General features: G+C 42.1%; 12 protein-coding genes and 2 pseudogenes. 13 read left to right on the top strand and 1 reads right to left on the bottom strand.

Features of this window, described 5'->3' with window-relative positions:
• The first annotated feature begins 8 nt into the window (after window positions 1–8).
• From ABNN70_RS00070 to ABNN70_RS00020, 11 genes are all read left to right on the top strand, one after another.
• A complete protein-coding gene (locus ABNN70_RS00070; protein ID WP_353948329.1) occupies window positions 9–1532 on the top strand; it encodes a class I SAM-dependent DNA methyltransferase in 1524 nt (507 codons plus the stop codon).
• The gene (locus tag ABNN70_RS00065) at window positions 1522–2904 is read left to right on the top strand and encodes a restriction endonuclease subunit S (protein WP_353948328.1); all 1383 of its coding nucleotides are present in this window, start codon (window positions 1522–1524) and stop codon (window positions 2902–2904) included. The genes ABNN70_RS00070 and ABNN70_RS00065 overlap by 11 nt, the downstream gene beginning before the upstream one ends.
• Window positions 2905–2978: 74 nt before the next feature.
• Window positions 2979–3974, top strand: a complete 996-nt coding sequence (gene xerA, locus ABNN70_RS00060) for a site-specific tyrosine recombinase/integron integrase (protein WP_353948327.1) — start codon at window positions 2979–2981, stop codon at window positions 3972–3974.
• Between the two features lie 27 nt (window positions 3975–4001).
• Window positions 4002–4649 (top strand): restriction endonuclease subunit S, encoded by a 648-nt coding sequence (locus ABNN70_RS00055; RefSeq protein WP_353948326.1) that lies wholly within the window; start codon window positions 4002–4004, stop codon window positions 4647–4649.
• Between the two features lie 5 nt (window positions 4650–4654).
• The gene (locus ABNN70_RS00050) at window positions 4655–5368 is read left to right on the top strand and encodes a restriction endonuclease subunit S (RefSeq protein ID WP_353948325.1); all 714 of its coding nucleotides are present in this window, start codon (window positions 4655–4657) and stop codon (window positions 5366–5368) included.
• 107 nt (window positions 5369–5475) lie between these two features.
• On the top strand, window positions 5476–5679 hold the full coding sequence (locus tag ABNN70_RS00045; protein WP_353948324.1) for a hypothetical protein: 204 nt from the start codon (window positions 5476–5478) through the stop codon (window positions 5677–5679).
• A gap of 24 nt (window positions 5680–5703) precedes the next feature.
• Window positions 5704–8967, top strand: a complete 3264-nt coding sequence (locus tag ABNN70_RS00040) for a type I restriction endonuclease subunit R (protein ID WP_353948323.1) — start codon at window positions 5704–5706, stop codon at window positions 8965–8967.
• A 544-nt stretch (window positions 8968–9511) separates the two neighbouring features.
• On the top strand, window positions 9512–9940 hold the full coding sequence (locus ABNN70_RS00035; RefSeq protein WP_353948322.1) for a hypothetical protein: 429 nt from the start codon (window positions 9512–9514) through the stop codon (window positions 9938–9940).
• A 99-nt stretch (window positions 9941–10039) separates the two neighbouring features.
• Window positions 10040–10138 carry an SHOCT domain-containing protein gene (locus ABNN70_RS00030; RefSeq protein ID WP_353948321.1) on the top strand — a complete coding sequence of 33 codons (99 nt, stop codon included), beginning with the start codon at window positions 10040–10042 and terminating at the stop codon, window positions 10136–10138.
• Window positions 10139–10143: 5 nt separating this feature from the next.
• Window positions 10144–10680, top strand: coding sequence for a hypothetical protein (locus tag ABNN70_RS00025; protein ID WP_353948320.1), 537 nt, complete (start codon window positions 10144–10146; stop codon window positions 10678–10680).
• A 171-nt stretch (window positions 10681–10851) separates the two neighbouring features.
• On the top strand, window positions 10852–11022 hold the full coding sequence (locus ABNN70_RS00020; protein WP_353948319.1) for a hypothetical protein: 171 nt from the start codon (window positions 10852–10854) through the stop codon (window positions 11020–11022).
• Window positions 11023–11416: 394 nt separating this feature from the next.
• On the opposite strand, the pseudogene ABNN70_RS00015 reads toward ABNN70_RS00020, so the two are convergent.
• Window positions 11417–11521: pseudogene (locus ABNN70_RS00015) on the bottom strand (ATP-binding protein); the annotation flags it as partial.
• A 180-nt stretch (window positions 11522–11701) separates the two neighbouring features.
• Here ABNN70_RS00015 and ABNN70_RS00010 point away from each other — a divergent pair.
• Window positions 11702–11953 carry a hypothetical protein gene (locus ABNN70_RS00010; RefSeq protein WP_353948318.1) on the top strand — a complete coding sequence of 84 codons (252 nt, stop codon included), beginning with the start codon at window positions 11702–11704 and terminating at the stop codon, window positions 11951–11953.
• Window positions 11950–12515, top strand: a pseudogene (locus ABNN70_RS00005) (chloride channel protein); the annotation flags it as partial. The gene ABNN70_RS00010 and the pseudogene ABNN70_RS00005, both read left to right, overlap by 4 nt.
• Window positions 12516–12606: the final 91 nt, after the last annotated feature.

Below are 12606 nucleotides of genomic sequence, written 5' to 3'. Positions count from 1 at the left end.
AGAGAAAAATGGCGGAATCGACAGCAAATATCGGATTTGAAGAAAAATTGTGGAAAGCGGCGGACAAGCTGCGCGGCAGCATGGATGCCAGCGAATACAAGCATGTTGTACTCGGCCTGATCTTTTTAAAGTACATATCGGATAAATTCGAAATGAAATATCAGGAACTGGTTGCCGAAGGGGCTGGGTTTGAAGAAGAGCGCGATGAATACCTGGCATATAACATTTTCTGGGTGCCAAAGGAAGCCCGCTGGGAGCATATCCGTGACCATGCGAGAAGTGAGAAAATCGGACAGATCATTGACGACGCGATGATCCTGATTGAGAAGGATAACGACAGTCTGAAAAATGTGCTGGAAAAGCGGTATGCGCGCCAGGAAATTGATAAACGGCGGCTCGGCGAACTGGTTGATCTGGTTTCGACCATCAAGCTTTATACCACCGGCGAACAGGATTTGCTCGGCCGTGTTTATGAATATTTTCTGGGCAAGTTCGCTGAAGCGGAAGGCAAAGGCGGTGGTGAATTCTATACGCCGACCGGTGTCGTTCAGACGCTGGTCTCGATGATTGAACCTTACAGAGGGCGGGTGTACGATCCATGCTGCGGGTCGGGCGGAATGTTTGTTCAGAGCAGTAAGTTTGTTGCAAGGCACAAGGGGCGTCTGGCTGATCTGGCCATCTACGGACAGGAACTGAACGCAACCACCTGGAAGATCTGCAAAATGAACCTGGCGATCCGCGGCTTGTCCGGAGATATCGGTCCCTATCAGGCGGACACGTTCCACAACGATCTTCATAAAAATCTCAAGGCCGATTTTGTTCTGGCCAATCCGCCGTTCAATATCAGTGACTGGGGCGGCGATCAGCTGACTGAAGACGTCCGCTGGGCTTACGGGATTCCGCCGCATGGGAATGCCAACTATGCCTGGCTGGAGCACATTATTTATCATCTGTCGCCACGCGGCGCGGCTGGCGTGGTCCTGGCCAACGGTTCACTCAGCACAAACACATCCAACGAAGGTGAAATCCGAAAGAATCTGCTGGAAGCCGATCTGGTCGACGCTATCGTTGCCATGCCGGACAAGTTGTTCTATTCCGTCAGCATCCCGGTTTCTCTCTGGATTCTCAATCGGAATAAAAAAGGCAATGCCGTGCAGCGGGACCGCTCACACGAATTTCTGTTCCTTGATGCCCGACATTTCGGCAGTATGATTGACCGTCGTCACCGGGAACTCAGTCAGGAGGACATTGATAAAATTGCGGGCACTTACCATCAGTGGCGCAACCGTGACGGAAAATATGAAGACGTCAAAGGTTTCTGCAAATCGGCGACCCTCGATGACGTCAAAGAAAATGACTATATTCTGACGCCCGGTCGCTACGTCGGTATTGAAGAGGAAAAAGACGACGGCATTCCCTTTGACCAGAAAATGAATCAGTTAACCAGTGAACTTAGTGACTTGTTTAACCAATCTCATAAACTTGAAGAAGAGGTTAAGAAGAATCTGAGGGGGATTGGGTATGAGATTTAAAAAGACAAAAGTAGGTAGCATTCCTAGCGATTGGTCGGTAGAAATCATAGACCATTTGAAATCAGCGGATAGACATGCAATTTCAATGGGACCATTTGGTTCGAAATTAAAAAAAAGTTCTTTTGTTAATCATGGAATACCAATAATCAGGGGCAATAATTTGAGACCATTCAAATTCTGGGATAATGATTTCGTATTTGTTACTGAAGAGAAAGCAATTACACTCAAATCAAGTTGGGTAAAAAGTGGAGATATAGTTATAACTCATAGGGGTACTCTTGGGCAAGTTGGATTTATTCCGAAAAAAACTAAATTCCCAGTATATATAGTTTCTCAGAGCGGGATGAAATTAACTTGTGATAGTAATAAAATTGATAATAAATTTTTATATTACTATTTAAATTCACCACTTGGCCAATACTTTTTATTGATGAATAAATCTCAAGTAGGAGTACCAGCTATAGCTAGAGCATCCACATCACTTAAGAAAGTGCCAGTTCCCATCCCACCATTGAATGAACAAAAGCAAATCTCTTGGATTCTAACCAACATTGACAGAAAGATAGAGATCAACTCTAATATAAATCAGAATTTAGAAGCAATGGCTCAGGCCATTTTCAAGCACTGGTTTGTGGATTTTGAATTTCCAGATGAAAACGGTAACCCATACAAATCCAGCGGCGGGGAGATGGTTGAGAGTGAACTAGGGATGATTCCTAAAGGTTGGAAAGTAGGACACTTTAGCAATTTTATAGAAGATATTATAGGAGGAGATTGGGGCAAGCCCAACCAGCAAGGAAACTATATACGGAGAGTAAATATCCTAAGAGGAGCAGATATCTTAGAAATAAAGAAGGGTAACATGGGAAGTTTGCCTGTTAGATACATCCTTGAGAAAAATTATAAGAAGAAAGAACTAAAGCCTGGTAATTTGGTAATAGAAATTTCAGGTGGAAGTCCTACTCAATCAACAGGAAGAATTACATATGTGAGCAATGAGATTCTACGTAAGTTTTCATTTGGTCTAGTTTGCACTAATTTTTGTAGAGCGATAACCTTGAGAGATCCCAACTATATGGAATATTTCTATCTTTACTGGAAGACTTTATATGATCAAGGAGTATTCTTTCTCTATGAGAATGGAACTACAGGGATAAAGAATTTGGATATTAGAACCTTAATAAATAGTTATAAAACGTTGATCCCATTAGATAATATTATCTTTGATTTTAGAATAATCGCTCAGTGCCTGTTCAGGAAGATCCAGGTTAATGGTGAAGAAAACATGAAACTTGCTAAAATCAGGGACACTCTCCTCCCCAAACTGATGTCCGGTGAGATTCGGGTACCGATGGAACAAAAGGTCAGATAAATTACTGTTTTTCTCCTGAATTGTGTGTTTTCAAGATAAAATGATAGAAAATACATAAGATAATGGAGGAAATCATGAAAAAAGAAATTATAAGCGACGTTCTGAATAAGATGATACCTTATCTCGATAATTACCAGCTGCAGAAGCTGAAGGACGTGTTGACAGTAAGTTTTTCAGGAATTTCAATCGAGGTCGAAGAAGTAAATGAAACAAGTGATTTTGTTTCTTCAAATACGGACAGGCTGAACAGCTTTCTTTCTTCAAAAAAGGTGGAGGGTTGTTCAAGTCAATCTCTTGAGTATTATCATAAGACGATTGAACGACTGCTTTCATCATTAGATAAAGATATTACACGCATTACAACTGAAGATATAAGAAAATATTTGGCGAATTATCATGATAAACGAAAGGTCAGCAAAGTTACAATCGATAATATCAGAAGGATTTTTTCCAGTTTCTTTTCTTGGCTGGAAGATGAGGAATTAATTATGAAGAGCCCGGTGCGAAGAATTCATAAGGTGAAGACGAACAAAGTGGTCAAAGATACTTATTCAGATGAAATGCTGGAAAAGATGAGGGATTCCTGCGTTCAAACAAGAGACCTCGCTTTAATTGACATGCTCACTTCCACCGGTATGCGGGTTGGAGAGCTGGTTAAACTCAACAAAGCGGATATTAACTTTCAGGAGCGTGAATGTGTCGTTTTTGGTAAGGGAAACAAGGAACGTTTAGTTTATTTTGATGCACGTACAAAAATACATCTGATGCACTATCTTAATGAGAGACATGATCGGAATCCTGCATTGTTTGTCTCGTTGAATGCTCCGCATTATCGTTTGAAAATCGGAGGAGTCGAAGCCAGATTAAAAAAGATCGGGAAAACCGTAAGTAATGAAAGAGTTTATCCGCATAAATTCAGGCGAACCCTGGCAACAGCTGCTATCGACAAGGGCATGCCAATCGAACAAGTGCAGCACTTGTTAGGTCATCAGCGTATTGATACAACGCTGCAATATGCGATGGTAAATCAGATAAATGTGAAAAATGCACATAGGAAATATATCGGGTAGGCTGATAAGTATTTGGAGTGAATAATCATGGAGTTTGAAAAAACAAAAATAGGTAAGATCCCAACAAAATGGATTGTAACTTCAATATGCGATATAGGTGATGTTGTAGGTGGTGGTACTCCAAAAAAGACTGTTGATGAATATTGGAATGGGGACATATCTTGGATAACTCCTAAAGATTTGTCCAATTACAACAGGCGGCTTATTTGTACAGGCCATCGCAAAATCACTAATAAAGGCTTATGCAATTCTTCTGCAAAGTTATTACCAAAAGGGACAGTTTTATTTAGCTCACGAGCACCCATTGGTTATCTTGCCATTGCAGGAAAAGAACTGTGCACGAATCAGGGATTTAAGAGTATCATTTGCAACAAAGAAAAGATCAATAATTATTTTCTTTATTATCTTCTAATAGTAAAAAGACGTCAGTTAGAAAATATTGCAGGTGGCTCAACATTTAAAGAAATTTCTGGGAAAGTTTTAAAAGAATTTGAAATACCGCTACCTCCAATAGAAGAACAAAATGTAATTGCTCGAATGTTGTCACTCTTAGATGACAAGATTGAGCTAAATACCAGGATAAATCAGAATTTGTACTTGTTAAAACGGGTCATAAAGGCCATGATAAAAGTAGTTACAAGATTTTTTAATTCTTTTAGGGAAATCAGAATTTAGAAGAGATGGCTCAGGCCATCTTCAAGCACTGGTTTGTGGATTTTGAATTTCCAGATGAGAACGGTAACCCATACAAATCCAGCGGCGGGAAGATGATTGAGAGTGAACTGGGGAGGATACCTGAAGGATGGGAAGTTGTCTCAGTTTCTGAAATTGCAGATATCCTTAGTGGAGGGACCCCTAAGACAAAAATTAAGCGATATTGGGATGGTAACATTCCCTTTTTTACACCGAAGGATGCAAGAAACGGTTGCTATACTTTAGATACTGAAAAATTAATAACAAAAGAGGGACTTGAAAAGTGTAACAGTAGATTATATGGAAAGGACACAATTTTTATCACTGCTCGTGGAACTGTAGGCAAATTAAATCTGGCAAGTAGAAACATGGCTATGAATCAATCGTGTTACGCTATATGGCATAAGAATGATAGACAATACTATATGTTGTTTTCTTTAAGGAGCATAATAAAAAAAATTATTAACAATGCAAGTGGTGCTGTGTTTAGTGCAATAAATGTAAAGGATTTCAATACCTTTAAACTTGTAAATGCACCAGATAGCATAATAAAAAATTTTGACTGTATAGTGCATCCCATATTTGAACATATTCTGGCTTTGAGTAATCAAAATAAAATTCTAGAATCAGTCAGGGACACTCTCCTCCCCAAACTGATGTCTGGTGAGATTCGGGTGCCAACGGAACAGATGGTCAGATAAATTACTGTTTATCGTAATATTTATTACCAATATTTTCTAATTTGATGATCATTTGATTAAGAGACAGATTGTGATCAATTCAACTGTCAAAAAAGAGGCGTAACACAATGAAATTCGGGATACGGAAACCGAGTTTACGGAAACGGATTGCTGCCCGGACAAGCATGAAGCGCCAGATTGTCCAGCGGGCGGGGCTGAAGATGCCAAAGGGTTACGGCTGGGCGCGGAATCCGAAGAAGTACGTGTATAACAAGGTGTATCATCGGACGACGTTTAATATTTTTTCTCTACTGAAAAAGCTGTTTAAGTAAAACTGAGACAGGAGGGAAATACCTATGAGTGCGGCGGATAATTTTACAGAAGATGTTCTGGAGAAGGCATGTATTGAAATTTGCCAGGAACTGGGTTATGAGTATCAGTCGGGGCCGGACATTGCCTGCGATGGCAGGAGTCCGGAACGTGAAGATTACAAAGGGGTTCTTCTTGAGAATCGACTCAGAGATGCACTGTTTCGGATCAATCCGGAGATCCCGCGTGAAGCGCTGGATGATGCCTGGCGTCAGGTGATCACGTTCAATAATCCATCACTGGCTGAGAATAACCACTATTTTCATCAGCTGCTGACCGAGGGGATTGAAGTTTCCTTTAAGGAACACGGCCTGATCCGGACGAAACGCGTCTATCTTATCGATGTCGCGCAACCTGAACGGAATGATTTTCTGGTCGTCAATCAGTTTACCATTCTTGGATTGGAAAAAAGGCGGCCGGATCTGATTTTATTCATCAACGGTTTACCGCTGGTTGTCGTTGAATTGAAATCCGCTTCCGATGACAATGTTGGAATTGAAAATGCCTACAACCAGATTCAGACCTATAAAAAGGACATTGAGGATCTGTTCAATTACAATGCCTTCTGCATTATTTCCGACGGGATCAATGCCAGGGCGGGGACCATCACTTCCAATCTGGAACGGTTCATGAACTGGCGCAGCGCCGATGGTCAGCATGTGGAACCGCTGTCGGTCCCGCAGTATGAAACACTGTTTCGCGGCATGCTGAGCCCGTCACGTCTTCTGGATATCATCACGCACTTCATTCTTTTTCAGACGTCCAGTTCAGAAAATTACGATCGCAGCGGAAAGAAGCTCGGTGCTAAAAAATCGCTGATTAAGATTTTGGCAGCATATCATCAATATTTTGCCGTGAAGAAAGCGATTGAGAAGACAAAGATCGCCACCAGCGCTACAGGAAACCGGAAGATTGGGGTCGTCTGGCATACTCAGGGATCCGGGAAAAGTTTTACGATGGTCTTCTATGCGGCAGCACTGGTCCGGCAACTGAATAATCCAACCATTGTCGTGATCACCGACCGTAATGATCTTGATGATCAGCTCTACACAACGTTCGCCAAATCTCAGGAGATCCTGAGACAGGAACCCAGACAGGCCAATGTCCGCAAGTTAAGTGAGGAGCAGAAGAAGGCTCAGACCGGCGAGAATACGCACGAGGTGAACGGACTCTACGACCTGCTCAACGACCGCGTGTCCGGCGGAATCATTTTCACAACCATTCAGAAGTTCAAACCGGAGGATGGCGGGATGCCGGTGTTAACCGACCGGCGTAATGTGATTATTATTGCTGATGAAGCCCATCGCAGTCAGTATGGTCTCGAAGCGAAGACGAACCTGAAAACCGGAAACGTGAAGTTCGGTTACGCCAAGTATATGCGTGATGCCCTGCCGAACGCTTCCTATATCGGTTTTACCGGGACGCCGATTGAGTTTGAAGATAAATCGACGCCGGCTGTTTTCGGTAATTACATAGATATTTACGATATGACCCGTTCGGTAGAGGATAAGGCAACGGTTAAAATTTATTATGAAAACCGGATTATCAAGCTTGACGCCAATGATGATGTGCTTAAGAGCTTGGATGATGAATTTGACGAGATCACCGAGGGTCAGGAAGAGGTCGAACGGGAGCGGATCAAGGCAAAATGGTCCCGTCTCGAAGCCGTGGTCGGCTCGCCGAACCGGATCAGGAAGCTGGCGGCAGATATTGTCCAGCACTTCGAAGCCAAAGAAAAAGAAATGGCCGGAAAAGCGATGATCGTCTGCATGAGCCGGCGCATCTGCGTTGATCTGTACGATGCCATTGTCAGGCTGCGTCCGGACTGGCACAGCGATGATGTGGATAAGGGAAAAATCAAAGTGGTCATGACGGGCAGTGCGGCCGACAATGAACGGCTGCAGAAGCACGTCGGCGGCAAGCAGCGCCGCGACATTCTTGCGAAACGGATGAAGGATGTGAACGATCCGCTGAAAATCGTGATTGTCCGTGATATGTGGCTGACCGGGTTTGATGTGCCTTCGCTGAACACGATGTACATCGATAAACCGATGAAGGGACATAACCTGATGCAGGCGATTGCCCGCGTCAATCGCGTGTTCAAGGATAAGGAAGGCGGCGTCGTTGTCGATTATATCGGGATCCTTGAAAGCCTGAAAAAAGCATTGAATCAATATACAGACAGTGACCGGAAGAATACCGGGATCGATACCTCGGCGGCCATTGCGGTCATGGAAGAAAAGTTCGAGATTGTCAAAGGCATGTTCCATGGCTTCGATTACAGCGGTTATTTTGAAAAATCACCGGTGAAACGGCTGCGGGCGATTACCGGTGGTATGGATTTTATCCTCGGGAAAGGTGATAAGGACCAGAAGGACTATATTCAGTATGCGACGGAACTGGGGAAGGCCCACGGGCTGTGCGCGGCCACAGAACAGGGCAAGGCGATTGCCCTGGAAGTCGGCTTCTTTAAAGCAGTAAAAGCCAGCCTGGTAAAACTCAAGCATCGGGATACAAGCGATCTGGCGAAGAAAACGATTGAACAGCGTGTCAGCCAGATGCTGGAGCGTTCAATCATTTCAGAAGACGTAATCGACGTATTTGATACCCTGGGCCTGAAGCAGCCGGAAATTTCCCTGCTTGACGAACAGTTTCTGCAGGAAGTCAAGACGATGAAGACGAGAAATCTTGCCCGGGAAATGTTGAAGAAACTGCTCGAAGGTGAGATCAAAACCATGGGCCGCACGAACCTCGTCAAATCCGAATTGTTCTCGGAGAAGCTGCGGAGATCGCTGAACAAGTACCGCAATCAATCGATCACCAATGCTGAAGTCATTGAAGAACTGATCCGAATGGCTAATGAAATCCGGCAAATGGGTGCAGATGAAGCCAAACTTGGCTTAAACAGGGATGAAATCGCCTTTTACTACGCCCTCTCTAAAGATCAGGTTGTCCGTAAATTCTATACGGACGACACACTGAAGAAGATTGCGCAAGAACTGACCAACACGATCCGTAAAAATGTTACCATTGATTTCAACATCCGTGAACAGGCTCAGGCCATGATGCGGATTCATATCCGTCGACTGCTGAAAAAGTATCATTATCCGCCGGAACAGGCAAAGGCTGCACTTGACACCGTGATGAAGCAGGTCAACCTGATGTCAAGCAACGAAGCACCCGATGCCGAGACATATGACGGGATGCTCGTAGCAGAAGACCGAGAAACTTATAAAAAAGATCGGGATTGAACTGAAGATTGATAATGTGATAAACATTGTAAAAGCAAGATTTTCAGAGAAGTCAATTGATCTGTTCAAGAGACAACAGAATTCAAATTTTGAATGTTTGAAAAGCAGAAAATTTGTAGAGGGATTCTTAATTTAGAAGAAGCAAAAGCCGTCGCAAAAAATACACAGCATATTATGAGAAATAAATTAAAAGGGGGGGGAAAAAACATTATTGGAAAACATGGAATACGAAAACAATAGCGGTATTTCCTTGGTGAATATTATAAGTACGGCAATCTGAATCCCAGGCATAAAGGTAGATAGAGATCTCTTTTTAAGAGAACAATTTAAGGATGTATCGCCTGAACGTTTACAATTAATCATCGAAAAAGGTCCTGTTGAAGCAAAATGACCCAGAAGTGAATTGCGAAAAAACCCATAAGCTTATACACAAAAGAACTGCATTTTCTACTGGTGCATCTTTTGTTGCCGGACTCCCTGGTGGTATTGCAATGGCGGCTACAATTCCTGCAGATATGTTTCAGTTTTAAGGAATTGCACTTGTTTGGCACAAGAAATCACCTACTTATATGGTGAAGAGGATTTGTGGTCTGGTGACAAGCTCGATACAGAAAAGGTCACATACCAGTTGATCCTGTATTGTGGTGTTATGCTGGGTGCGTCGGGTGCATCTCAGGCTGTAAGAGTACTTTCATCCTCTTTGGCTGATCAAGTACTAAAGAAAGTCCCTCAGCAAGCTATGACAAAGAAATTTTACTATCGCATAGTTCAATCTATTGCCAAGTCATTTGGTGCAAAGATGACGAAAAAAGTCTTTGCCAAAAGTGTTTCAAAGGTCATTCCTCTTATTGGAGGCGTGGTTTCAGGCAAAATCACATTTGCTACATTTCTCCCCATGGGGATGCGCCTTACAGATGCTTTAGACAAAGTTTACTTCTCATATTCTCATGCTGGTTTTGAAGCTGATTGGTGAGATATTACGGAAGTATGTGAAAATGATGGGAAATACATTACTCAATCCCCCGATATAGAGATTGTTACAGAGGGAGGCAAAACTTCATCCAGCTCTGTATTGAAGAAAATTCATAAGGCAAAACAAATGCTTGACGCAGGAATCATCAGCGATGAGGAATTTTCCAAAATCAAAGCCAAGTTGATTGTACAGATGTAAGCTTATTGAGCTCATATACTATCGATACAAAGCTGTTAGATAAGTTAAGGCTAAAGGAGGACAACATAGATGAAAAAACTGGCAGGCATAACCTTTTGTGTGGTTCTGCTTACAATTCTATTTACTGGGTGCAGCACTACACAGACAAGCTCGAGCAACGGCGACAATTCTCTTTCAAGTTCAACAGAAAGCAAAGCCCTGAAAAGCAAATACCTGACTTGAAGGGCACATGGAAACAAACTAACAGTAAATCTGATGACTCTTATCAAGTCGCTAAAATAAGCAGTCATACGATTGAAATTAACTGGGTTACTGATAACGGCGACACAAAATCGCTTTATTGGGCTGGATCTTTTATCGCTCCATCAACTGTCGATGAACCTTATGAATGGGTTTCAAAAAATGATCATGGTAAAACTGATCACGCTTTGCTCGCTTCAAGTGATGATACTAAAACTATGACATACCAAAATGGTGTATTAAGCTATGAAGCTTCTGCTATGGGGACGACTACAAAGGTTAAGCTCGAAAAGCAAAAATAACGATGGATGATTTCACAATGAGCATATAGCCGTTTGTTGCCAGCAGCCTGTTTCGCGATCTGTGAGTAGTTTCCATAAATTTTAGGTAAGTAACTTAATCCGCAATTTAATTATAAAACTGTTACCATTCTATATTGGTGTTGGTATGTGTGATAAGAAAGGGAGAAAAAAATGGCAATTCCTTCAGAAAAAATAAAGTCAGAATTAGCTGAACTAAGAAAACAAGCTATGAAGAGAAAAAACGACCCCAATCTTAGACATAAAATGAATAGTAAAGAAAAAGGAATTTATAATCAGAACTCTAAAGACATGCAAGAAGTGCAATTTAGATCAATGAAATAGAGGTTACGACAGTGTCTGTGACTCTTAAGTTAAGTTCTTATAATTGTGTAAAAAGGGTTATCTGAATATGGGAAAATGAGCAGGTATTCTGTTTCTCTGGAGGGGGCTGGCAGGCTATCTCCTGAAATTATGGATGAAGTTGATCAATCTATATTGGGTTGTGTATGGGACAAAATGATTACATAATAGATGACGAACATAACTAGAAACAAAAAGGAATTTTAGCATCTTCTAATCAGGGTGCTTTTTAAATGCAAAGAAAAAGGAATGGACATATTAATGTGAAAAGTGGAAGATATCATTGCTGAAAGAGATGGCAAGTTTGGAAAAGTTATCTGTGACCACAAAGGGATAAAATTGTAAGCGTCAAGTAATTTTGAACACTGTTTGCTAATTAATTTTGAACACTTTTCTCTTTGAAAATTGTGCTTCGGTGTTTCATTCTATAGCTGTCTTCATTTAGGTAAATAACTTCTACCCGACGGAGAACTCGGTCTAATGGATTTTATATGTTGCAATTACTCGTGCAAAGAAGAAAAAATATCTCCATTTGTCCGAGATTTAAACTGTGATGATTATCTGGCTTTTGGCTTTGATAAAAATAAATACAATTCAGTAAAGTAAATACGTGCGAATATAAATAGATAACAAAATTTTTTCAGTTGGGGAATTTGTAAAAATGGATAACAATTATCGTGCCCTTATCAATCGCGAATCGAAGAAACTGCCAATTTTATTAAAAAGCATTGTGGTCGGCTTGTTAGCCGGGATGATTGTTGCAGCATACCGCTTTTCTCTCATCAAGGCGGAATCCTTTTCATTACAGGTATCTGATTTTGTAAGCAGCCATGTTGCCTTCCTGCCGATTGCCCTGCTTCTGCTCGGGGCAGCCGGATACGTTACCGGGATGCTTATCTCTAAATTCCGATGATCAGCGGTAGCGGCATTCCGCAAGTAAAAGGCGTAATGATGGGGTATTTTCACTACAACTGGTTCCGTACGCTCATTAGCAAATTTTTTGGTGGAGTTGTTTCCATGTCAGCGGGACTGTCACTGGGACGTGAAGGCCCTTCCATCCAATTGGGCGCCTGTGTGGCACAAGGCATCGGCGATAAATATGCGGGATCGCGGACGGAGAAAAAAATACTTATTGCCAGCGGGCAAGTGCCGGGCTGGCAGCGGCTTTTAACGCTCCATTGGCAGGTACAATGTTTACATTGGAAGAAATTTTTAAATATTTTTCTCCCACAATTTTACTTTCTGTGATGTCTGCGGCCGTTGTCAGTGATTGGATGACAAATTTACTCTTTGGAATGGAGCCTGTCTTTCATTTTCAAGTGACAAACAATGTTCCGCTAAGCGGCTACTGGCTGCTGCTGATTCTTGGTGTCGTTCTTGGGGTTTGCGGTGCTTTTTATAATTTTATCCTGTTAAAAACGCAGCAGCTTTATAAAAATGCCAAATGGTTACGTTTAAAAACAAGGCCGATGGTTCCGTTCCTTCTCGCCGGAATCATAGGCTGTTTTTTCCCATTAGCGCTTGGAGGCGGAAATATTATAACCGGCGAGCTGCAGCCGACTGCCG

Origin of the sequence: Sporolactobacillus sp. Y61, from assembly GCF_040529185.1 — a bacterium.
Lineage (GTDB): Bacteria > Bacillota > Bacilli > Bacillales > Sporolactobacillaceae > Sporolactobacillus.
Note: the sequence above shows the minus strand (reverse complement) of the source record. Positions and strands in the feature narration are given on the sequence as shown.

Coding starts and splice junctions, on each gene's coding strand:
- xerA (WP_353948327.1), top strand. CDS start 2,979: ATGAAAAAAGAAATTATAAGCGACGTTCTGAATAAGATGATACCTTAT.
- ABNN70_RS00010 (WP_353948318.1), top strand. CDS start 11,702: ATGGATAACAATTATCGTGCCCTTATCAATCGCGAATCGAAGAAACTG.
- ABNN70_RS00050 (WP_353948325.1), top strand. CDS start 4,655: ATGGCTCAGGCCATCTTCAAGCACTGGTTTGTGGATTTTGAATTTCCA.
- ABNN70_RS00020 (WP_353948319.1), top strand. CDS start 10,852: ATGGCAATTCCTTCAGAAAAAATAAAGTCAGAATTAGCTGAACTAAGA.
- ABNN70_RS00040 (WP_353948323.1), top strand. CDS start 5,704: ATGAGTGCGGCGGATAATTTTACAGAAGATGTTCTGGAGAAGGCATGT.
- ABNN70_RS00065 (WP_353948328.1), top strand. CDS start 1,522: ATGAGATTTAAAAAGACAAAAGTAGGTAGCATTCCTAGCGATTGGTCG.
- ABNN70_RS00070 (WP_353948329.1), top strand. CDS start 9: ATGGCGGAATCGACAGCAAATATCGGATTTGAAGAAAAATTGTGGAAA.
- ABNN70_RS00055 (WP_353948326.1), top strand. CDS start 4,002: ATGGAGTTTGAAAAAACAAAAATAGGTAAGATCCCAACAAAATGGATT.
- ABNN70_RS00045 (WP_353948324.1), top strand. CDS start 5,476: ATGAAATTCGGGATACGGAAACCGAGTTTACGGAAACGGATTGCTGCC.